A 23072-nucleotide genomic window follows, 5' to 3' on the forward strand; every position below is an offset into this window, starting at 1 on the left:
AAGTGAAAATTGTTATTCTCTAGTATTGGAATAATGATAATTTGTTGTACATAAAATTAGAACAAATTAACTAAATACTAGGGGGTAAAAAATTGATTGAAATAACATTAATAGGATTAATATCTGGAGTTATAGGAACTGGATTAGGAGGTATTATTTCTACTGTTTTTAGAAAAAATGTTAATAGGTATTTAAGCTTTTGCATGGGAATATCAGGAGGTATTATGCTATCTGTAGTAGTATTTGACCTTCTTAAAGAAGCTATGGCAGAAGCAGGGGTTTTAAATACAATTATATTTGTATTTGTTGGAGCTATAGCTACAATGTTAATAAAAAACAAGTTAGAAATTCATTCGAAATTTAATGCTGGATATCTAATATTTTTAAGTATACTGTTACATAACTTACCAGAAGGATTGGCTATAGGATCTTCTTTTGTAGCTACACAAAATTTAGGAATAAAATTGGCTATTGTAATAGGAATTCATAATATACCAGAAGGATTAGCAATGGCTTTAAGCTTAGTTGGAAATAAAATGAGTACATTTAAAGTTATAATGCTTACAGTTTTGGCAGGTATTCCTATGGGAGTGGGAAGTTTTTTAGGCGCTTATTTTGCAGATATGTGCAATTCAATGATAGGTGCTTTTTTAGCTATAGCAGCAGGGACTATGATGTATGTGGTATTAGAAGAAATTTTGCCTTCTACAAAATCTATTTTCACAATTATAGGTTTTTTAGTAGGTATTTTAATAGTAAGCTATATATAAACTTAATATAAAGGAAGGTATACTAATGATAAAAACAATGATAAGTAATATTGATGAAGCTAATATAGATAAAGAAGAAATAAAAAAACATGCAAATTTATTAGCAGAAGGAAAAACAGTTATTTTCCCTACAGAAACAGTATATGGATTAGGGGCAAATGCCTTAGATGAAGATGCAGTTAAAAAGATATATGAAGCAAAAGGAAGACCTAGTGATAATCCTTTAATTGTACATATATGTGATGAAAATGAAATTGATCATCTTGTAACTGATATAAATGAAAAAGCAAGAAAATTAATGAAAAAGTTCTGGCCAGGTCCTTTAACTATGATATTTAACAAAAAGGATATAATTCCTCAAAGAACAAGTGGAGGATTAGATACTGTAGCAATAAGAATGCCATCAGACCCCATAGCTAGAGAAGTTATAAAGCAATCTGGGGTACCAATTGCAGCTCCGTCTGCAAATATATCAGGACGTCCATCTCCTACAAAAGGTAAACACGTATGTGAGGAAATGAGTGGAAGAGTTTCTGGGATTATAGTTGGTGGAGATTGTGACTTTGGATTAGAATCTACGGTTGTGGATATGACATCTGAAAAACCTATGATACTAAGACCAGGAAGTGTCACAAAGGAACAAATGGAAGCTATAATAGGAGAAGTACTGGTAGATCCATCTATAGAAGGTAAGGCAGATGCAAAAAAAGCTAAAGCACCAGGGATGAAATATACTCACTATTCTCCAAATGGGGATGTTTATATTATTAGAGGTGAAGAAGAAAAAGTTATAGAAAAAATAAACGACTTGATAGAAGAAAAAGAAAAGAATGGATTAAAATGTGGAGTTATGTGCATAAATAAACATGCAGACTTGTATAAAGGTTATGTAATAAAATTAGGAGATAACCTTGAAGAAGTTGCTGCCAATCTTTTTGATTCTCTTATAGAAATGGATAAAAAAAATATAGATGTAATTTATTCTGAAGCATTTACAACTGAGGGAGTAGGTAGAGCTATAATGAATAGACTTATGAAATCAGCTGGATATAAAGTTATAGATTTATAAAATTTAAATTATATAAAATAGTTGTCAGAATTAGATGCAAAAAAGGTAAAACTTTGGTATAATATAAAATTAAGTATAAATCTATCATAAGAATTTGTTGGAGGTATTGGACCATGAAAATAGGCTTAGGTAGTGATCACGGTGGATATAATTTAAAGGAAGAAATAAAAAAACACTTAGAGTCAAAGGGAATTGAATGCGTAGACTTTGGAACTGAAAATGGAGTAGATTCAGTTGACTATCCTATATATGGAGAAAAGGTTGCCAAAGCTGTTGTTAGTAAGGACGTAGACTATGGGATATTATGTTGCGGAACAGGTATAGGAATATCGTTGGCTGCAAATAAAGTTAAAGGAATTAGATGTGCTGTTGTTTCAGACACATTTTCTGCTAAGATGTCAAAAGCACATAATAATGCAAACATGTTATCTCTAGGAGAAAGAGTAATAGGAAAAGGACTAGCTCTTGAAATAGTTGATGCATGGATAAATACTGAATTTGAAGGCGATAGACATTTAAGAAGAGTAAATATGTTAAATGACATAGAAGAAAATAATTAGGAGGCTTACATAATGAATAAAGTAGTAGTTGCAGATCATCCATTAATACAACACAAGTTAACTTTAATGAGGGATAAAAATACGGGATCTAAAGACTTTAGAGAACTTTTAACAGAAATAACAATGCTTATGGGATATGAAATAACAAGAGAATTACCTCTAGAAGAAGTAGAGATAGAAACTCCTGTTGTAAAAACTAAAGCTAAAATTATAGCTGGTAAAAAACTTGGTATAGTTCCTATATTAAGAGCTGGATTAGGGATGGTAGATGGGCTTGTAAACTTAGTGCCTGCTGCAAAAGTAGGACACGTAGGATTATATAGAGATCCAGAAACTTTACAACCAGTAGAATATTACAGCAAATTCCCACAAGATATACATGAGAGAGAAATGATAGTAGTTGACCCAATGTTAGCAACTGGTGGTTCTGCTGTTGCAGCTATAGATGTATTAAAAAGAGATGGAGCTAAGACTATAAAATTAGTTAACTTAGTTGCTTCTCCAGAAGGTATAGCAGAAGTTCATAAGTATCACCCAGATGTAGATATATATGTAGCTAGTATAGATGAGAAATTAAATGATCATGGATATATAGTTCCAGGATTAGGAGATGCTGGAGATAGATTATTTGGAACTAAGTAATTAAATATAGAAATAAAGGTATCTATAAACTTATAGGTACCTTTTTGAATTTTTACAAATGAGAAAAAATTGTAGATTTTACAGAAAATACTGATTTTAAATTATAATAACTAATAAAATTATAAAAATTTTTATAAAATTTATTATAATTTATTTAAAAAAAATGTAATTATTTGTAGAAAAATTTTCATAAAAGGTATAATATTAATATATACTGTATACATATTACTAACGTTTTCTAATTCATGTAAATGAATATGGAATATAAATTTTGTATGCAAAAATATGCATAAATACTAATATTAATGAGGATTATATTTAATAAGATTATTTTGATGTTTAAAATAATTAAAAATCTATAAAAAGTGAAATTTTGAATAATTGAAAAATAATTATTCAAAATTTACACAAAATAGAAAAAACAGAAATTTTAAAATCAATATTAGGTATTGATAAAATTTTTTAAAAGAAATATAATAATAAAATATAATTTAGAATTAAAATATTCATATTTCAAACGAAAAAATATTAGATGCATATTTATAGGTTATTCAACCAAAACAAATCACGATAGTGAGGGATTTATCTATGGATGATAAAAGAAAAAAATATATGCAAGCTCTTAGTATGCTTTCTTTAGTAAGTCAAGTAGGACTAATGATAATAATACCTATTTTAGGCTGTGCTTTTTTAGGAAAGTACTTAGATGATAAATTTGGAACAAGCCCGTTATTATTACTAATATTTCTTGTATTAGGCATAGGCGGAGCTTTTAGTGGAGTTTACAAAACTCTTATTGTATATGCTAAAAGGAAGTGATTAAATGAATAGTACTTTAGAAAAACAAATACGAGACGTAAATAAAGGTGTAGTCATAATTGATTTAATCGCAGCAATTCTAATTATTTTTTTGTCAAACTCTATAAAGGAAATGCTTACAGGTCTTTTGTTTGGAAGTTTAATAGCGGTTTTAAATTTTAGGCTATTAGCTATATCACTGCAAAAGTCAGTAACATATGCTCCTACGAAAGCTCAAATCTACTCAACGAGTAGGTACATAATAAGGATGTTTATAATGGCTGTGGTGTTGTATGTTTCAGCAGTTTCACCACACATAAGTATTATTGGAACTACCATAGGCTTATTGAGCACTAAGTTTTCTATATTAGGTAAAAGAGTAGTAATAGATAAACTTAAAAGAAAGGAGGCGTAAGTATGAGTCAAGCTAAATTTATACTATATGTTGGAAACTTTAAATTAAGTGATACAGTTATTACAAGTTGGCTAATATTAGCAGGTCTTGCTTTAGTATCTTATTTACTAACTAGAAACTTAAAGAAAGTCCCAACAAGTAAAGTACAAATATTTTTAGAATTTGTAGTAGGTGGATTTGATAAATTTGTAAAAGACACTATGGGTCCAACTGCAGTAAAAGAGTTACCTTTTATAGTGCCGTATTTAGGTAGTTTATTCTTATTCTTTGCAGTTTCAAACCTTATAGGACTATTAGGATTTAGATCTCCTACAACAGATTTAGATACTACACTAGCATGGGCACTAATAACATTCTTTATGATTTATTATGCAGGTGTGAAGAAAAAAGGTATGGGTATGTTCAAAGAATTACTTGAGCCAATACCATTACTATTACCACTTAATATAATAGGTGAGTTAGCAAAACCTATATCATTAAGTTTCCGTCCATTTGGTAATATACTTGGAGGATCTGTTATCATGGCGTTGTTATATCAATTCTTAGGGTTTGTATCAACATCATTAACAGGAATAAATATACCTTTTGGACAATTAATAATACCAGTACCACTACATTTATACTTTGATATATTTGCTGGTATACTACAAGCGTTCATATTCATAATGCTTACAATGGTATTTGTATCAAATGCTACAGAGTAATTGATATGTAAAATAAAAAATAATAAATAAAAATTAATTTAAATTTTAAGGAGGAAACAATCATGGAAATGGCTATATTATTAGCAGGTTCAGCTATAGGAGCAGGTATCGCAGTTGCAACAGGTATAGGAGCAGGAATAGGACAAGGATTCGCTGCAGGTAAGGCTGCTGAGGCAGTTGGTAACCAACCAGAAGCTAAAGGAGAAATAACTCAAACAATGTTACTAGGAGCTGCAGTTGCAGAGTCTTCAGCAATATATGGTTTAGTTGTAGCTATAATACTTCTATTCGCTAATCCATTCAAAGCAATGTTAAAATAATTTAAAGATAAGTTATCATGAGTAGGAGGTGGGGTAACCATCTCCTAATTACGAATTGTGATTAGTAGAAAGGAGGAACAAGGATGTTTGAATTAAAACCACTAATTGGAGTATCATATGAATTATTATTCCAGTTAATAAATACATTCTTAGTGTTTGTTATTTTAAAGAAACTTTTATTTAAACCTGTTTTAGGAATAATAGAAGCTAGACAAAAAGATATTCAAACAAACTTAGCTCAAGGAGAGAAAACAAAATCTGAGGGTGAAAAGTTCAAAAAAGAATACGAAGAAAAATTAAGCTCTGCTAAAGATCAAGGGCAAGAAATAATAAAACAAGCTACTTTAAGAGCAGAGAAGAAATCAGAGGAAATAATATCTACAGCTAAAAACGAAGCTACAAGCATAAAAGAAAAAGCTAGTAAAGATATAGCACAAGAAAGACAAAAAGTTATGAATGAAGTTAAAGATGATATATCTTCAATAGCTTTACTTGCAGCATCTAAGGTTATAGAAAGTGACCTAGACAAGTCTAAGCATGAAAAGCTAATAAATGACTTTATAAAAGAGGTAGGCGAAGCTCAATGATAAATATAGTTTCAAGTAGATACGCTGAAGCCTTATTCCAAGTTGGAGAAGAGTCTAACTCAACTGAAAAGCTATATGATGAGCTAAAGGCTGTAGTAGATATAATAATAGAAAACAATGAATTCGAAAATATATTAAAATCTCCTATCATATCAAAAGAAGATAAGAAGAATTTAATAAACAATATATTTGGAAAACAAATAGATAAAGAAATGTTAAATTTCTTAAAAATATTAGCAGATAAAGATAGATTATCTTGTTTAGCTGATATAAAAGAAGCTTACAAAGCTTTATTAAATAATAAAAATAATATCTTAGAAGGAGTTGTTATAACAGCAGTTCCTATGGAAGGAAGCGAACTTAATGCGCTTCAAGCGAAACTTTCAACTAAGTATAATAAAACAGTTATTCTAAAAAATGAAATAGACAAGTCTGTTTTAGGTGGAGTCCTAGTTAGACTTGGAAATGAAGAGATAGATGGAACCGTTAAGTATCGTTTAGATAAAATGAAGGAACAACTATCTCAAGTAATATCTTAGGAGGGCGGTGAACCCATGAATTTAAGACCAGAAGAAATAAGTGCTATAATAAAAGAGCAAATAAAAAGCTACGAAAATAAAGTAGAGTTAACAGATACAGGAAGTGTTTTAAAAGTTGGGGACGGTATAGCTAGTGTTTACGGATTAGAAAAGGCTATGGCTGGTGAATTATTAGAGTTCCCAGGTAAAGTATACGGAATGGCTCTTAACCTTGAAGAAGAAATGGTAGGGGCAGTTATACTAGGTGATGACTCTGGAATAAAAGAAGGAGACATCGTAAAAAGAACAGGTAATATAGTTCAAGTTCCAGTTGGGGACGTTATGATAGGAAGAGTTGTAAACTCTTTAGGTCAACCAGTTGATGGAAAAGGACCTATAAAAGCTGATAAATTCAGACCCGTTGAATCAGAAGCTACTGGAATAATGGCAAGAAAATCAGTTCATGAGCCATTACAAACAGGAATAAAAGCTATCGATGCCATGATACCAATAGGTAAAGGACAAAGAGAGCTAGTTATAGGTGATAGACAAACAGGTAAAACATCTATATGTATAGATACAATACTTAACCAAAAAGGTAAAGATGTTGTATGTATATATGTTGCAATAGGACAAAAACGTTCAACAGTTGCACAAGTTGTTAACACATTAGAAAAAGGTGGAGCAATGGATTACACAATAGTAGTTTCTGCTACTGCATCTGAATCTGCACCACTTCAATTCTTAGCACCATATGCAGGAGTTGCTATGGGAGAAGAATTCATGTTTAATGGAAAACATGTATTAATAGTATATGATGACTTAACTAAGCATGCCGTTGCATACAGAGAAATGTCATTATTACTTAAGAGACCACCAGGACGTGAAGCTTACCCTGGGGATGTATTCTACTTACACTCAAGATTATTAGAAAGAGCAGCAAAATTATCAGACGAATTAGGTGCTGGTTCAATAACTGCATTACCTATAATCGAGACTCAAGGTGGAGACGTTTCTGCTTATATACCAACTAACGTTATATCTATAACAGACGGACAAATATACCTTGTACCAGAATTATTCTACTCAGGAATAAGACCTGCAGTTGACCCTGGTATATCTGTTTCAAGGGTTGGTGGATCTGCTCAGATAAAATCAATGAAGAAGGTTTCAGGACCATTAAAACTTCTTTATTCTCAATATAAAGAACTTGCAGCATTCTCTCAATTCGGATCTGACTTAGATGAAGATACTAAGAAGAGACTTGCTCAAGGGGAAAGAATCGTTGAGGTTCTAAAACAAGGTGAGCATCAACCTATGGACGTTCAGAACCAAGTTGTAATGATATTTGCAGTTGTAAATAACTTATTAGAAGATATACCTGTAAATAACATAAGAAGATTCGAAACAGAATTATTAGAATTCGTAGATGCTAATTACCCACAAATAGGAGAAAAAATTCTTGCAAATGGTGATTTCACTCAAGAATTAACAAACGCTATAAACGATTTCAAAAAGAAATTTGTTATAGAAGCGTAATCCTTTTTAAAAAAAGGAGGTAACCCAATTGGCAGGAGCTGGAATGAAAGAAATCAAAGTTCGTATTGCTAGTGTTGAAAATACTAAGCAAATAACTAAAGCTATGGAATTAGTTGCTTCTTCTAAATTTAGAAAAGCTAAGGAAAGAGCTGAAAGTTCTAAGCCGTATTTCAATACTTTACAAGAAGCTGTACAAAATATAGCTAAGAATACGAGTGGAGTTAAAAGTGAATTTCTCAAAGAAAGAGAAGTTAAAAATAAATGTTATATAGTTATAGCTGGAGATAGAGGTCTTGCTGGTGGATACAATTCAAATGTTTTTAAAACATTAATTGCAGAAACAGAAGGTTTCAATAATGTAAAAGTTATAACTATAGGAAAAAAAGCTAAAGAGTTTGTTAGCAAAAGATCATTTGATTTAATAGGAACAATAGGTTCTGTTGAAGATATTGAATATGAAGAAATAATGCAAATATCTAAACAAATAATGGATTTATATCAAAACGGTGATATAGATGAAGTTAAATTAATATATACAGAGTTTGTTTCAGCATTAAGTCAAGAGCCAAGAATATCTAAGTTATTACCGATAGCTATAGATACAGACAAAGCTCAAGATAAAGAGAAGAAAAGTGGAGCAGCAGTTCAATACTTACCTTCTGCAGATGCTGTACTTGGTTTCATAGTGCCTAAATATGTATCTGGAAGTATATATGGTGGTATAGCTGAATCTTATGCTTCAGAGCAAGCAGCAAGAAGAACAGCTATGGAATCAGCGACAGACAATGCTAATGAAATGATATCTAATTTAGAGTTACAATACAATAGAGCAAGACAAGCTGCGGTTACTCAAGAAATATCTGAGATAGTTGCAGGAGCTTCTTCAGCTCAATAATAAGGAGGTTAGGACATGGCAAACTTAGGTAAAATAGTTCAGGTTATCGGTCCAGTAGTTGACGTAAAGTTCAATGATGAAAAAAGCTTACCTAATCTATTAAATGCGTTAGAGATAAAGCACGGAGATAAGAAAATAGTTATAGAGGTTGCGCAACACGTTGGTGATGATACTGTAAGATGTATATCAATGAGTTCTACAGACGGACTTGTAAGAGGAATGGAAGTTGTTGATACAGGAGCAGCTATAAGTGTACCTGTAGGAGATGAAACTTTAGGAAGAATATTCAACGTATTAGGTGAGCCAGTTGATGGTAAGGCAGCTCCAAAGGATGCTCCTAAAAGCCCAATACATAGAGAAGCACCAGCATTTGATGAATTAAAGCCAGGTGTTGAAATACTAGAAACTGGTATAAAAGTTGTTGACTTATTAGCACCATACCTAAAAGGTGGTAAAATCGGTCTATTCGGTGGAGCCGGAGTTGGTAAAACAGTTCTTATACAAGAACTTATAAACAACATAGCTACTCAACATGGTGGTATATCAGTATTCGCAGGTGTTGGAGAGAGAACAAGAGAAGGTAACGACCTTTACGGAGAAATGAGTGAGTCTGGAGTTATAAACAAGACAGCTCTAGTATTCGGACAAATGAATGAGCCACCTGGAGCAAGAATGAGAGTTGCTTTAACTGGTCTTACAATGGCTGAATATTTCAGAGATCAAGAAGGACAAGACGTTTTATTATTCGTAGATAATATATTCCGTTTCACTCAAGCAGGATCTGAGGTTTCTGCACTTCTTGGACGTACTCCATCAGCAGTTGGATACCAACCAACATTAGCTACAGAGATGGGTAGATTACAAGAGAGAATAACATCTACAAATAAAGGGTCTATAACATCAGTTCAGGCTGTATATGTACCTGCCGATGACTTAACTGACCCAGCACCAGCTACAACATTCACACACTTAGATGCTAAAACAGTTTTATCTAGACAAAAAGCTTCTCTAGGTATATTCCCAGCTGTTGACCCATTAGAGTCTACATCTAGAGTACTTGACCCAGCAGTAGTTGGTAAAGAGCATTATGAAGTAGCGATATCTGTTCAATCTATACTTCAAAAGTATAAAGAACTTCAAGATATAATCGCTATACTTGGTATGGACGAATTATCTGATGAAGATAAGATGACAGTTAACAGAGCTAGAAAGATAGAGAGATTCTTATCTCAACCTTTCACAGTTGCTGAACAGTTCACAGGATTTGAAGGTAAATATGTTCCTGTAAAAGAAACTGTAAGAAGTTTCAAAGAAATATTAGAAGGTAAGCATGATGATTTACCAGAATCAGCATTCTTATTCGTAGGAAGTATAGAAGAGGCAGTTGCAAAAGCGAAGGAGAGTAGATAATAATGGCAAGCGAATTTGCGGTTAAAATTGTTACTCCTGAAAAAGTCTTCTATGAAGGACAAACGGAAATGATAATAGTTAGAACAACTCAAGGAGATAGAGGTATATTAAAAAACCATAGACCCTTAGTTGCTGGATTATCAGATGGAACTTTAAAGATAAAAAAAGAAGGCAAATATAAAGAAGCAAAAGTTTCTGGAGGATTCATACAAGTTGAAAAAGAACAAGCTGTTGTTCTAACTGAATCTGCAGAATGGTTATAAACAAAAAGACTAGAGTTTAACTCTAGTCTTTTTTTAGTTTTTAAACCACTATAAATAAAAAAATATATTATAGTGGAACTATTAAAAAATGAAAATATGTAATAGTATGATATTATAGATAAAACTTAATCTATTTAAATCAACTGAATATATTTGATGATTCGTAATAAAATAATACTAATGTATCAATTGGAGGCGTAGATGAATATATTTGGAATTGGAATTGATATAGCAGAAATATATAGAATAAAAGATATACTAGAAAAAAATAATAGGTTTATTAATAAGATTTTTACAGAAAATGAGAGAAAGTATTTTGAAAGTAAAAATTTTAGGGTAGAAACTATAGCAGGGAACTTTGCAGCTAAAGAGGCTATAAGCAAAGCGTTAGGAACAGGCATAAGAAATTTTGAATTTAAAGATATAGAAGTTATTAGAGATGAAAAAGGAAAACCTATAGTTAAAACTTATAATAATCTAGAGAAAATTTGCATAGATTATAATGTTTTAGAAATAAAAGTTTCCATATCTCATAGTGATAATTACGCAGTAGCTAATGCTATTGTAATAGTTAAGGAGTGATTTAAATGAAAACTAAAAAAGCAAAAGATATAATGACTACTAATGTCAAAGTAGCAAAAGAAACAGATACTATAAGTGATATAGCAAATACTCTTATCTCAGAAAAGATAGGTGGATTACCAGTTGTTGATGAAAATAATAAGGTTGTAGGAATTATTTCAGAGACAGATATAATGAAAAAAGAAAAATATATAAACCCTCCAGAATACATAACATTTTTACAAGGACTTATATATTTAGATGACTTTAAAAAAATGGAGCATGATATAAAAGATGTAGCAGCAACACAAGTTAAAGACTTAATGTCAACAGATGTTGTCAAGGTTCATGAAGATGATACATTTGACGATGTAGCAAACATTATGATAAAAAAATCAGTAAATAGAGTTCCTGTAGTGGATCAAAATAATAAGATAAAAGGAATAATATGTAGATACGATATAATTAAATCTATGTATGAAAATTAGCATATAAAGCCTTAGGAGGTGCTATGTGAGGTATAAGTGGACTATAGTTATAGTTTTAATGATTGTTTTGACTTCTACAATAATAGGTTGTGAAAAGAAAAAATTAACTAAGGAAGAAGCCTATAAAAACTTTCAAGATAAAATATCTAAAATGGAATATTATAAATGTAGAGCAGATATAGAGGTTTTAGGTAATAAAAGTTCACAAAAATATTCACTGATGCATGAATATAAGGGTTCAGGAAATTTTAAATTACAGGTGATAGAGCCTAAACATTTAAAAGGGAAAACTATAGAGTATAGAAAAGACAAGATAATTGTTACTAATCCAGAAATAAAAGACAAACTGATTATCCCAAATGTAGGGAAAGATAGTCAGCATTTATTCATAGGGGATTTTATAGAAAATTATCTGCAAGGGGAAGAGATAAAAATTGACATGAAGGATGGATACTTAATACTTATGGTATTTATACCTGGTAACACTAAATATTTCAGCAAGCAGATACTTTATATAGATTCTAAAACAAATTATCCTGCTAAATTAGAAATATTGGATCAAGAGGGGAATAATCGATTTATAGTAAATTATTCTGATTTTGAGTACAAAAAATAGCGAGGAGATAGAAAAATGAGTAATAGTATAACAGCTTCTACATGGGCAGAGATAAATCTAGATAATATAAAATTTAATTTAAAAAATATAAAAAGTTTATTAAAGAAAGATACCAAGGTTTGTGGTGTAGTTAAGGCTAATGCATATGGACATGGGGCAGTTCAAATATCAAAATTATTAGAAAGAGAAAATGTAGATTACTTAGCAGTTTCTAGATTAGAAGAAGCTTTAGAATTGAGAGAAAATGGAATCTCTATTCCTATATTATGTTTAGGATATGTACCAGAATGTTCTTTAGAAGATGCTGTGGTAAATGATATAAGTTTAACTGTATTTTCTTATGAAACTGCATCTATTGTAAATGAATTTGGAAAAAAGCATAATAAATTAGGTAAAATTCATATAAAAATAGATACGGGAATGGGTAGGATAGGTCTAAAAGTAAATGATGAATCGGTTGATGAAATAATAAAAATTAATAGTTTAGATAATTTACTTATAGAAGGGATTTTTACTCATTTCGCTACAGCGGATGAAAAGGATAAAACTTATACTTATAGCCAAGCACAAAAATTCAATACTATAATAAATAGATTGGAGAACCTAGACATAGAAATTCCTATTAAACATGTTTCAAATAGCGCAGCCATTATGGAATGCAGAGATTTAAACTTTAATATGGTTAGATGCGGAATAATACTTTATGGACATTATCCTTCAGATGAAGTAAATAAAGAAGTTTTAAATATAAAGCCAGCTATGACATTAAAATCAAGAGTATCATACATAAAAGAATTATCAGCGAATATGGGAATAAGCTATGGATTAAAATATAAAACTAAATTAAATGAAAGAATAGTCACTATACCTATTGGGTATGCAGATGGATTTACAAGGATGCAAAAAAATCCTAAAGTATATATAAAAAATCAAGAATTTGATGTTGTTGGAAGAATATGCATGGATCAATGTATGGCAAAAATAGATAAAGAAATTGACATAAAAATTGGCGATGAGGTTATAATATTCTCTGAGAGCAAAAATCAATGTGTAGAGAAACTTGCTAATGATCTAGGGACAATTAATTATGAAATTCTATGCATGGTTGCAAGAAGAGTTGAACGTGTTTATATGGAAAGAAATGCAATTGTACAACGAGATAATTATTTGATAAAATAAAGATGAAGGTATACTCTAGGAGGCGATGTTGTGCGCAATATTGGTAAGGAAAAAATTGTATTTAATTTACCTGATTCTCTGATCTCAGAAGTAGATCATATAGTTCAAATAGAGAATACTAATAGAGAAGACTTTGCAAAGGCTGCTTTTCAATTCTACATTACTCAAAAGAAAAAATTTGATCTGAAAGAGTCCATGATAAAAGGATACAAAGAAATGGGTCAAATAAATTTAACTTTAGCCGAGCTAGGAATGACAAATGAGGTATCTTCTGATGATGACCTTGAAGGGATTATAGCTCAAGGTGAGTTCTAATAGTTTAGATATCAAACGCGGATATTTATATTATGCAGATTTAAGCCCTGTTGTTGGATCTGAACAAGGTGGTATAAGACCAGTACTCATAATACAAAATGATATAGGTAATAAATACAGTCCAACAGTTATAGTTGCAGCTATAACATCTCAAATAAACAAGGCAAAATTACCAACTCATATAGAAATAAGTTCTAATGAGTATGGGCTTAATAAAGATTCCGTTATTCTCTTAGAACAAATTCGAACGATAGATAAAAAAAGATTGAGAGAAAAGATAGGTTATCTAGATGAATGTATGATGGAAAAAGTAAATAATAGTCTATTAATTAGTTTAGGATTATTTCAACTTTAATTAAATTATTGATATAAGGGTTACCTATATCGATAATTTTTTTTGCTTTTTTAAGCAAAAAAAATGCAAAAAGTGATATAATAATATGGAATTGGTATGGTACATATGAAAAAGTACATAATATAGAGTCAGTAGTTTTATTCATAAATACAAGGAGGTAATTACATGAGAGACCATAAAGTATTAAATGGAATCGCACGTAACATAAGAAAAGATATCGTTACTATGATACATGGTTCTAAGTCTGGACATCCTGGAGGGTCATTATCTGCAGTTGAGATATTAACAGCACTTTACTTTGATGAAATGAACGTAGATCCTAGAAATCCAAAGAAAGAAGATAGAGATAGATTTGTATTATCAAAAGGACATGCAGCTCCAGTTTTATATTCAACTTTAGCTGAAAAAGGTTACTTTGATAAAAGTGAATTAAACTCACTAAGAAAAATAGGAGCTATGCTACAAGGACACCCAGATATGAAAGGAACTCCTGGAGTGGAGATGTCTACTGGTTCGTTAGGACAAGGTTTTTCTGTAGCTAGTGGTATGGCTATGGCATCAAAATTAGATAATGCTCCATGGAGAGTTTATACAGTACTTGGAGATGGAGAAGTACAAGAAGGTATAGTATGGGAAGCTGCAATGAGTGCTGCTCATTATAAATTAGATAACTTAGTAGCGTTTTTAGACTACAATGGATTACAAATAGATGGACAAGTAGAAAATGTAATGAATATAGGTCCTATAGGATCTAAATTTAAAAGCTTTGGATGGAACGTTATAGAAATAGATGGTCATGATTTTGATCAAATATTTGCTGCTCTTGATATGGCTAAAGAGACAGTAGGAAAACCTACTATGATAATAGCTAAAACTGTAAAAGGTAAAGGTGTATCATTTATGGAGAATAATCCAGGATGGCATGGAAATGCTCCAAGTGATAGTGATTTAGAAAAAGCATTAGCAGAATTAGGAGGTTCAGATAATGAGTAATATAGCAACTAGAGAAGCATATGGAAAAGCCCTAGTAAAATTAGGACAAGTAAATGATAATGTGGTTGTTTTAGATGCAGATTTATCTAAATCTACAAAAACAAATGACTTTTCAAAATCATTTCCTGATAGATTCTTTAATATGGGGATAGCTGAACAAAACCTAATAGGTGCTGCTTGTGGATTAGCAGCAGCAGGAAAAATACCTTTTGCAAGTAGTTTTGCTATGTTCGCAACAGGAAGAGGATTTGAAGTTATAAGAAACTCTGCATGCTATCCAAAATTAAATGTAAAAGTATGTGCAACTCATGCAGGTATAACAGTTGGAGAAGATGGTGGATCACATCAAAGTGTTGAAGACATAGCTATAATGAGATCTATACCAAATATGACAGTTATAGTTCCAGCTGATGGAATGGAAACAGAACAAGTTATATTTGAAGTAGCTAAATATAATGGACCTGTTTATGTTAGACTTGGAAGATCTGCAGTGCCTACTATAAATGAAGAAAACTATAAGTTTGAAATAGGTAAAGGCGTAGTTGTTAGAGAAGGAAATGATGCAACTATAATAGCTTGTGGTATGATGGTTAATGAAGCTATATTAGCACATGAAGAATTAAAAGCTGAAGGTATAAATGTAAGAGTTATAAATATGCCTACAATAAAGCCTATAGATTCAGAATTAATAATAAAAGCAGCTAAAGAAACTAAAGCTATAGTAACAGCTGAAGAACACAGTATAATAGGTGGACTAGGATCAGCAGTTAGTGAAGTTGTTAGTGAAGAGTGCCCAGTTATAGTTAAAAAAGTTGGAGTTAAAGATGTATTTGGGCAATCAGGTACTCCAAAAGAATTATTAAAAGCATATGGATTAACATCTGAAGAATTAGTTAAAGCTGTTAAGGAAGCTATATCTAAATAGATAATTTAATATATAATATATAGCCATAAACTTATATCTTACATAAGTTTATGGCTTTTTTAGTTTCGCAGCAAAAACTCTTCTATATTTAAAATATAAACATATATTTATAGGGGAGGTGATATGGATGAAGGTAAAGTTTAATATTAGAGGTGTAATTTATGGCATTGTAGCTTTAATCTTAGTCATAGGAGGATTTATTTTTATTCCTAAGATGTTTATGGAAGATTCAAAACCAGTAGACTATATAGTTCTATCGAAAAATGAAATTCCTGAAAAAATTCTAGACATCATGGGAAAATATACTGATGAAGAACGAGCTTTAGCTGTAAAAATTGATAATAAAATATATGTAATAGTTACTAGGGGTAAAGATAAAGAAAAAGGAATAGAAATGGATTCTATAAAGTTGAAAAGAGAAGATGATAAAAATGTTATGCAAGTAAATGTTGTACATAAAAATAAAGAGGATTCACATCCATATATAGTCGTTGAAACAAGTTTAAAAGAATTACCTGATAGAATTGAATTGAACTCAAAATAAAAATATATAAAGCACTAAATAAAAAATATTTAGTGCTTTATATATTTTCGATTACTTTAATAAAACTTACATTATTTACATCATATAGGTAAAACTAAATATCAAAATAGATTATATGAGGTGAATAAATGTTTAATTTAGATAAATTTAAGCTAGATGTATCGAAATTAAAATATAAATTTAATTTAGATTATATGAATTTTAATTCAACAGAAGATATAGAACCAGAAAGAGAAATAATTGGACAAGAAAGAGCTGTTCAGGCTTTAAAGTTTGGGTTGAGCATGAAAAGGAAAGGTTACAATATATATGCTTCGGGATGTAGTGGAACGGGAAGAAATAGTTACACTAATATGCTTATAAATGAGGTTAAGGGAAGTAGCAAAAATATAAAAGACTGGGTTTATGTTTATAATTTTAAAAATCAAAATGAGCCGATATCTTTATCTTTTAACTGTGGTAATGGGAAATGTTTTAAAAACGATATAGAAGATATAGTGGAAAAGCTAAAAGATGAAGTTCCTAAAATATTTAGTACAAAAGAATATGAATATCATAATAGGTTATTAATGACGGAGTTAGAAAGTAATATACAACAGATAATAGATGAATTGAATAAAGTAGCTATGGTAAAAGGATTTAGGTTTGAAGTAACTGAACGAGGGTTGATAAGTATTCCTATAAAGGAGGATGGAAATATACTATCTGAAGAAGAGATTGGAAACTTAACACCTCAGGAAATAAAACATATAAGAGAAGAAGGTATTAAGTTAAATCAAGAAAGTAAAGATTTTATAAATCATATTAAGCAATGTGAAGATTCATATAAAGAAAAGCTTGAGGAGCTAGATAAAAATGTAGGTAAAAGTTTAGTTGGATTTTATAAATCATATTTAATAGATAAATATAATGGAGATAAAAAAGTTGAAGCTTATATAAATGATTTATGCGAAGATGTAGTTAAAAATATAAGTAAGTTTAAAGTAATAGGAGAGGATTCATCTCAAAATCCTATGGCATTACTTGGTATTATGGGGCCAAAAAATGATAATAAATTTTTCATAAGATATTATGTGAACTTATTAATCGATAATAGTGACTGTAAAGAGGGAATGGTTATAAATGAAACTAACCCTACTTATTACAATTTGACAGGAGCTGTTGACTATAAAAATGAAATAGGATCATTAACTACAAACTTTATGGAAATAAAACCCGGATCATTACATAAAGCCAATGGTGGATTTATAATCATAAATGCAAAAGATTTATTAACTAATCCATTTTCTTGGGAATGTTTAAAGAGATCTTTAAAAACTGAAAAAATTACTATAGAATCTTTAAATAAACAATATGGACATTTAGCTACTTCTACATTAAAACCAGAACCTATAGACTTAGATATAAAAGTAATCTTAATTGGTGATTCATATATATATAACTTATTATATTCTTATGATGAAGATTTTAAAAACTTGTTCAAGATAGTTGCGGATTTTGATATAGAAATTAATAAAAATGATGAAAATATATATAAGATTGTAAAATTGATATCTAACCAATGTAGTGAAGGTGGATTAAAACATTTTGACAAAAAGGCAATAGAGAGAGTATTAGAATATAGTGCAAGGCTTAGTGATGATCAATACAAATTAACCGCTAGATTTAGCAAGATATTAGATTTAATATATGAAGCTGATGCTATTAGTAATAAAGATCATAAATATGTAACAGAAGAAGATATCCAAAATGCTATATGTCAAAGTAATTATAGAAATAATAAATATGAAGAAAAGTTAAATGAAATGTTTGAAGATGAAACACTGTTAATTGATTTAGATGGAGAAAAAGTAGGTCAAATAAATGGACTTGCAGTAATGGGAAATGGTGAATATAGATTTGGAAAACCATCTAAGATAACTGCATCAACTTATAAAGGAAGAAGTGGAATAATAAATATAGAGAGAGAAATTAAGAAAAGTGGAAGTATACATGATAAAGGAGTTTTAATATTATCTGGATATTTGGGAGAAAGATATGGTAAAGAGAAATCTTTATCAATATCAACTTCTATAACTTTTGAACAAAATTATTCAGGTGTAGATGGAGATAGTGCATCTAGTACTGAATTATATGCGATAATATCTAGTATAGCTAAAATTACTATAAAACAGTATATAGCTGTTACTGGGTCGGTAAGCCAAAAAGGCGAAATTCAACCTATTGGAGGGATAAACGAAAAAATAGAAGGATTCTTTGATGTGTGCAAGTTAAAAGGACTTAATGGAAAACAAGGGGTTATGATGCCAATACAAAATGTAAAAAATTTAATGTTAAAAGATGAAGTTATTGAAGCTGTAAAAAATGGGCAATTTAATATTTATGCTATATCCACTATAGAAGAAGGGTTAGGGATACTTACTGGTATGGATATAGAAGAAATAGATAGATGTGTTAATAAACAGTTAGAATTATATAGAAAATCAGAAGATAAAAAAGATGAAAAATAAATTTAAAATAGAGTAAATGTTTATTTACTCTATTTTATTATTTGGCTTTCAGTTATAACGTAGTCAAGTTGAGAATCATGATTTTCTTTTGGAATACAATCAAAAACTTGAAAATCGAAAGCTAAGCCTATAGTTACGGTGTCCTTGTGTAGTTTTTCTATAAATCTATCATAGAATCCTCCACCATATCCAAGTCTATATTTATTTTTATCAAAAGCTACTCCAGGAACTATTAAAACATCTATGGAATTTACACTACATTCTCGGATAAACTCTTCTTTAGGCTCCCTTATTCCATATGTTCCGATTTTAAGCTCTGAAGATAAGTCTTTAATTTCAGATGGAATTAAAGTTTTACTTTCTTTTTTTGTTATAGGAACTAAAACTTTTTTACCCAAGCTCATCAATTTAATTGCTAAATAATCAGTTTTAACTTCATTGTTAAAATCTAAGTAAATCATAATAGTAGATGCAGATTTAATTTGATTTAATGATAAAACTTTATTGACTATTTCATAAGATGAATTATTTACAAAATCAATAGAAGTATTTTTTCTGATATTTATAACTTTTTTTCTTAAAATATTTTTCAATAAAAACTCCTCCTAGCTAATGTGGTATAATATGGTATGATTTTTCTTGATAATTAGTCTAATATTTAAAAGGTAATATATCAAGAAAACTGGTGGTAGTAATAAAAATTACAAGAAAACATATACTATTAATGTAAATTATGTAAAGGAGATGCTATTTATGATATCTAAAAAAAGAGCCATAATTTATTCTATTGTACTCGTTGTTGCGACGGCCTTTATAACTTCTCAAGTTATTGGGTTTAAGTATAGAGAATATGGAAAAATAATAGGACTTGAAAAATCTATAAAAAAAGACTTTTACAAAGAAACTGATGAGAAAAATTTAACCAATGGAGCTTTAAAAGGAATGTTTGAAAGTTTAGATGATCCTTATTCTCAGTATTATACAAAAAGTGAATTTGAAAAACTTAAAGAACAGACTTCTGGGACATATGTAGGTATTGGAGTTGTAATTGGACCTGTAGAAAAGGATGATCTTATAACTGTAGTATCTCCTATAAAGGGATCTCCTGCTGAAAAAAGTGGAATAAAATCTGGAGATAAAATAGTTAAAGTAGATGGAAAGTTAGTCACATCAAAAGATATGGATAAAGCTATGAGCTTTATAAAAGGTAAGGCTGGAACTGATGTAAAACTTACTATAAAAAGAGATAATAAAACTATGGATGTAAATGTTAAAAGAAAAGAGATAGTTATGCAGACTATCGAGTACAAAGTTTTAGATAATGATATAGGATACATAAAAATATCTTCTTTTGATGAACATACATATGATGATTTTGAAAAAGCTTTAGAAAGTTTAAACAAAAAAGGTATAAAGGGATTAGTTTTAGATGTAAGAGATAATCCAGGAGGGTTATTAGATGTATGTGAAAATATAGCGGATGAAATATTACCTGAAGGAGATACAATAGTATCTGTAAAAGATAATAGCCATAAAGCTAAATATCTTAAGTCTGATAATAATAGACAATTGGATATACCTATAGCTATATTAATAAATGAAGGAAGTGCATCTGCATCTGAAATTCTTACAGGTGCCATAGTTGACAATGATAAAGGGGTAGCTGTTGGAACAACAACTTTTGGCAAAGGATTGGTTCAAACTGTTAGAGGTTTAAGAGATGGAACAGGATATAAACTTACAACAGCTCAATACTATACTCCTAATGGTAACTATATAAACAAGAAAGGTATAAAGCCTAGTATAGAGGAAAAAGATGAAAATAAACAACTAGAGGCAGCTGTAGATTGGGTAAATAAGCAAATAAATAAATAAAAAATAAAAACACGCAAATTTTCTTTTGCGTGTTTTGTATTATTGATTAATAGTTATAGAATAAGAAGCTATGAAGGTTTCTTTGTTAGGTAGTTTATTTATACCTAATTTATCTTTGAATATCTTAGTACTATCTATAGAATCAGCTATACCATACCAAGGTTCTATGCATAGAAATGGAGCTATAGAGTTAGATTCTTTGTAGTAAGGAGACCATATGCCTACAAATGGGAAACTTTCAAACTTAATATCTATAGATGAAGTGTTGTTTTTAGAACAGATAGATATTTTATTTATATTATCGTATATAAGTGCATCATTTTTAAATAATTCAGGTGTTAGATTTAATATATCAATACTTTTAACTTCTGACTTTTTAGATACAAAAGGACCTTCTAATGTATAATTATTTATATCCTTAGAGCATTCAAATTTTAAAAAATAATCATTGATAGATTCATTATCATAAAAAGGTATATTGAAAGCAGGGTGAGCACCTATTGAAAAATACATATCTTTATTTGACTTATTAAAAACTTTCCAATCAATATTAATAGTAGTGTCTACAAGTGTATACTTGATTGTTAACTCAAAGTCATAAGGGTAAACGGATTTCGTTTTTGAACAAGACTTAAGTATATACGTAATGGAATTTGTAGATTTATCTATTAAGTCAAATTCCATATCCCTAGCAAAACCATGTTGGCTCATGTTATATAATTTACTATCTATTATTGTTTCATTATCTTTAAGACGACCAACTATAGGGAAAAGTATAGGAGAATGTCTTCCCCAGAATTTACTATCACCATTCCATAAAAGTTCTTTATTTTCAGTCTTTGAATAAATATTGATTAATTCTGCACCTTTATTAGTAGTTTCGATAATTAGTTTGTTATTTTCTATTTTGTTCATGATTTTTACTCCTAAATAAAATATTTTGATAGTTACGTTTTCATTATATAATAAAAAATATTAAATAAAAATAATATAAATTTAAAAAAAAGATTGACTAAGTTAGAAATTGATGGTAAAGTATTACTTGTAAGAAAGACAATTAAGAACTTTGAAAATTAAACAGTAGGTTAATTATATAAATTCTTTTTTAAAGAATTAAACAACAAACAACCAAGCCAGATATTCAGATAATGATTAGCTGAGCGATGGACAACTTTTTAAATTATATTTGAGAGTTTGATCCTGGCTCAGGATGAACGCTGGCGGCGTGCCTAACACATGCAAGTCGAGCGAACCCTTCGGGGTGAGCGGCGGACGGGTGAGTAACGCGTGGGTAACCTGCCCTGTACACACGGATAACATACCGAAAGGTATGCTAATACGGGATAACATATGAAAGTCGCATGGCTTTTATATCAAAGCTTTTGCGGTACAGGATGGACCCGCGTCTGATTAGCTAGTTGGTAAGGTAACGGCTTACCAAGGCAACGATCAGTAGCCGACCTGAGAGGGTGATCGGCCACATTGGAACTGAGACACGGTCCAAACTCCTACGGGAGGCAGCAGTGGGGAATATTGCACAATGGGCGAAAGCCTGATGCAGCAACGCCGCGTGAGCGATGAAGGCCTTCGGGTCGTAAAGCTCTGTCCTCAAGGAAGATAATGACGGTACTTGAGGAGGAAGCCCCGGCTAACTACGTGCCAGCAGCCGCGGTAATACGTAGGGGGCTAGCGTTATCCGGAATTACTGGGCGTAAAGGGTGCGTAGGCGGTCTTTCAAGCCAGAAGTGAAAGGCTACGGCTCAACCGTAGTAAGCTTTTGGAACTGTAGGACTTGAGTGCAGGAGAGGAGAGTGGAATTCCTAGTGTAGCGGTGAAATGCGTAGATATTAGGAGGAACACCAGTAGCGAAGGCGGCTCTCTGGACTGTAACTGACGCTGAGGCACGAAAGCGTGGGGAGCAAACAGGATTAGATACCCTGGTAGTCCACGCCGTAAACGATGAGTACTAGGTGTCGGGGGTTACCCCCCTCGGTGCCGCAGCTAACGCATTAAGTACTCCGCCTGGGAAGTACGCTCGCAAGAGTGAAACTCAAAGGAATTGACGGGGACCCGCACAAGTAGCGGAGCATGTGGTTTAATTCGAAGCAACGCGAAGAACCTTACCTAAGCTTGACATCCCATTGACCTCTCCCTAATCGGAGATTTCCCTTCGGGGACAGTGGTGACAGGTGGTGCATGGTTGTCGTCAGCTCGTGTCGTG

General features: G+C 30.9%; 27 protein-coding genes and 1 other annotated feature. Of the genes, 25 read left to right on the plus strand and 2 right to left on the minus strand.

Going from position 1 to position 23072, the window contains the following annotated elements:
• Positions 1 to 92: 92 nt before the first annotated feature.
• From ATCC9714_RS00720 to ATCC9714_RS00835, 24 genes are all read left to right on the plus strand, one after another.
• A complete protein-coding gene (locus tag ATCC9714_RS00720) occupies positions 93 to 770 on the plus strand; it encodes a ZIP family metal transporter (protein ID WP_057545852.1) in 678 nt (225 codons plus the stop codon).
• Between the two features lie 25 nt (positions 771 to 795).
• Entirely contained in the window at positions 796 to 1839 is a 1044-nt protein-coding gene (locus tag ATCC9714_RS00725) for an L-threonylcarbamoyladenylate synthase (RefSeq protein ID WP_054629944.1), read from the plus strand.
• Positions 1840 to 1952: 113 nt separating this feature from the next.
• Positions 1953 to 2399: a ribose 5-phosphate isomerase B gene (gene rpiB, locus ATCC9714_RS00730; RefSeq protein ID WP_054629945.1), complete on the plus strand. Its 447-nt coding sequence runs from the start codon at positions 1953 to 1955 to the stop codon at positions 2397 to 2399.
• Positions 2400 to 2411: 12 nt separating this feature from the next.
• Positions 2412 to 3041, plus strand: coding sequence for a uracil phosphoribosyltransferase (upp, locus tag ATCC9714_RS00735; RefSeq protein WP_054629946.1), 630 nt, complete (start codon positions 2412 to 2414; stop codon positions 3039 to 3041).
• A gap of 588 nt (positions 3042 to 3629) precedes the next feature.
• Positions 3630 to 3860, plus strand: coding sequence for an AtpZ/AtpI family protein (locus ATCC9714_RS00740; RefSeq protein ID WP_021130270.1), 231 nt, complete (start codon positions 3630 to 3632; stop codon positions 3858 to 3860).
• A 4-nt stretch (positions 3861 to 3864) separates the two neighbouring features.
• Positions 3865 to 4254: an ATP synthase subunit I gene (locus tag ATCC9714_RS00745; RefSeq protein ID WP_054629947.1), complete on the plus strand. Its 390-nt coding sequence runs from the start codon at positions 3865 to 3867 to the stop codon at positions 4252 to 4254.
• A gap of 2 nt (positions 4255 to 4256) precedes the next feature.
• A complete protein-coding gene (gene atpB, locus ATCC9714_RS00750; protein WP_054629948.1) occupies positions 4257 to 4958 on the plus strand; it encodes a F0F1 ATP synthase subunit A in 702 nt (233 codons plus the stop codon).
• Between the two features lie 62 nt (positions 4959 to 5020).
• The gene (gene atpE, locus ATCC9714_RS00755) at positions 5021 to 5278 is read left to right on the plus strand and encodes an ATP synthase F0 subunit C (protein ID WP_021126780.1); all 258 of its coding nucleotides are present in this window, start codon (positions 5021 to 5023) and stop codon (positions 5276 to 5278) included.
• A gap of 83 nt (positions 5279 to 5361) precedes the next feature.
• Entirely contained in the window at positions 5362 to 5865 is a 504-nt protein-coding gene (gene atpF / locus ATCC9714_RS00760; RefSeq protein WP_021130266.1) for a F0F1 ATP synthase subunit B, read from the plus strand.
• Positions 5862 to 6404 (plus strand): F0F1 ATP synthase subunit delta, encoded by a 543-nt coding sequence (locus ATCC9714_RS00765; protein WP_021126777.1) that lies wholly within the window; start codon positions 5862 to 5864, stop codon positions 6402 to 6404. Before atpF ends, ATCC9714_RS00765 begins: the two co-directional genes overlap by 4 nt.
• 15 nt (positions 6405 to 6419) lie before the next feature.
• A complete protein-coding gene (gene atpA / locus ATCC9714_RS00770; protein ID WP_054629952.1) occupies positions 6420 to 7922 on the plus strand; it encodes a F0F1 ATP synthase subunit alpha in 1503 nt (500 codons plus the stop codon).
• Between the two features lie 28 nt (positions 7923 to 7950).
• Positions 7951 to 8817, plus strand: a complete 867-nt coding sequence (gene atpG / locus ATCC9714_RS00775) for an ATP synthase F1 subunit gamma (protein ID WP_054629953.1) — start codon at positions 7951 to 7953, stop codon at positions 8815 to 8817.
• A 15-nt stretch (positions 8818 to 8832) separates the two neighbouring features.
• On the plus strand, positions 8833 to 10227 hold the full coding sequence (gene atpD / locus ATCC9714_RS00780) for a F0F1 ATP synthase subunit beta (protein ID WP_021130262.1): 1395 nt from the start codon (positions 8833 to 8835) through the stop codon (positions 10225 to 10227).
• Positions 10228 to 10229: 2 nt separating this feature from the next.
• On the plus strand, positions 10230 to 10490 hold the full coding sequence (gene atpC / locus ATCC9714_RS00785) for an ATP synthase F1 subunit epsilon (RefSeq protein ID WP_021130261.1): 261 nt from the start codon (positions 10230 to 10232) through the stop codon (positions 10488 to 10490).
• Positions 10491 to 10691: 201 nt separating this feature from the next.
• Positions 10692 to 11072, plus strand: coding sequence for a holo-ACP synthase (gene acpS, locus ATCC9714_RS00790; RefSeq protein ID WP_021126768.1), 381 nt, complete (start codon positions 10692 to 10694; stop codon positions 11070 to 11072).
• Positions 11073 to 11077: 5 nt separating this feature from the next.
• Positions 11078 to 11539, plus strand: a complete 462-nt coding sequence (locus tag ATCC9714_RS00795) for a CBS domain-containing protein (protein ID WP_021126767.1) — start codon at positions 11078 to 11080, stop codon at positions 11537 to 11539.
• A gap of 25 nt (positions 11540 to 11564) precedes the next feature.
• Positions 11565 to 12155, plus strand: a complete 591-nt coding sequence (gene gerS, locus ATCC9714_RS00800) for a germination lipoprotein GerS (protein ID WP_057545851.1) — start codon at positions 11565 to 11567, stop codon at positions 12153 to 12155.
• A 15-nt stretch (positions 12156 to 12170) separates the two neighbouring features.
• Positions 12171 to 13334, plus strand: coding sequence for an alanine racemase (gene alr / locus ATCC9714_RS00805; protein ID WP_057545850.1), 1164 nt, complete (start codon positions 12171 to 12173; stop codon positions 13332 to 13334).
• 30 nt (positions 13335 to 13364) lie between these two features.
• Positions 13365 to 13649, plus strand: a complete 285-nt coding sequence (locus tag ATCC9714_RS00810) for a hypothetical protein (protein WP_021126762.1) — start codon at positions 13365 to 13367, stop codon at positions 13647 to 13649.
• On the plus strand, positions 13639 to 14004 hold the full coding sequence (locus ATCC9714_RS00815) for a type II toxin-antitoxin system PemK/MazF family toxin (RefSeq protein ID WP_055338275.1): 366 nt from the start codon (positions 13639 to 13641) through the stop codon (positions 14002 to 14004). Before ATCC9714_RS00810 ends, ATCC9714_RS00815 begins: the two co-directional genes overlap by 11 nt.
• 165 nt (positions 14005 to 14169) lie before the next feature.
• On the plus strand, positions 14170 to 14997 hold the full coding sequence (locus tag ATCC9714_RS00820) for a transketolase (protein WP_021130256.1): 828 nt from the start codon (positions 14170 to 14172) through the stop codon (positions 14995 to 14997).
• Complete coding sequence (locus tag ATCC9714_RS00825) at positions 14990 to 15922, plus strand: transketolase family protein (RefSeq protein WP_021130255.1); 933 nt, start codon at positions 14990 to 14992, stop codon at positions 15920 to 15922. Before ATCC9714_RS00820 ends, ATCC9714_RS00825 begins: the two co-directional genes overlap by 8 nt.
• A 127-nt stretch (positions 15923 to 16049) precedes the next feature.
• Positions 16050 to 16466 carry a hypothetical protein gene (locus tag ATCC9714_RS00830; RefSeq protein WP_021126758.1) on the plus strand — a complete coding sequence of 139 codons (417 nt, stop codon included), beginning with the start codon at positions 16050 to 16052 and terminating at the stop codon, positions 16464 to 16466.
• A 128-nt stretch (positions 16467 to 16594) separates the two neighbouring features.
• Positions 16595 to 18976 (plus strand): ATP-binding protein, encoded by a 2382-nt coding sequence (locus ATCC9714_RS00835; protein WP_057545849.1) that lies wholly within the window; start codon positions 16595 to 16597, stop codon positions 18974 to 18976.
• A gap of 29 nt (positions 18977 to 19005) precedes the next feature.
• Here ATCC9714_RS00835 and ATCC9714_RS00840 read toward each other — a convergent pair whose 3' ends face one another.
• A complete protein-coding gene (locus tag ATCC9714_RS00840; protein ID WP_057545848.1) occupies positions 19006 to 19569 on the minus strand; it encodes a 5-formyltetrahydrofolate cyclo-ligase in 564 nt (187 codons plus the stop codon).
• A 160-nt stretch (positions 19570 to 19729) separates the two neighbouring features.
• Here ATCC9714_RS00840 and ATCC9714_RS00845 point away from each other — a divergent pair, with 160 nt between their 5' ends.
• Positions 19730 to 20851: a S41 family peptidase gene (locus ATCC9714_RS00845; protein WP_057545847.1), complete on the plus strand. Its 1122-nt coding sequence runs from the start codon at positions 19730 to 19732 to the stop codon at positions 20849 to 20851.
• 39 nt (positions 20852 to 20890) lie between these two features.
• Here the strand turns inward: ATCC9714_RS00845 and ATCC9714_RS00850 are convergent, their stop codons facing one another.
• Positions 20891 to 21766, minus strand: coding sequence for an aldose 1-epimerase family protein (locus ATCC9714_RS00850; RefSeq protein ID WP_021126749.1), 876 nt, complete (start codon positions 21764 to 21766; stop codon positions 20891 to 20893).
• Between the two features lie 275 nt (positions 21767 to 22041).
• Positions 22042 to 22874: a sequence feature (16S ribosomal RNA rRNA prediction is too short), on the plus strand.
• Positions 22875 to 23072 lie beyond the last annotated feature (198 nt).

The organism is Paraclostridium sordellii (assembly GCF_000953675.1).
In the GTDB taxonomy this organism is placed as follows: Bacteria; Bacillota; Clostridia; order Peptostreptococcales; family Peptostreptococcaceae; genus Paraclostridium; species Paraclostridium sordellii.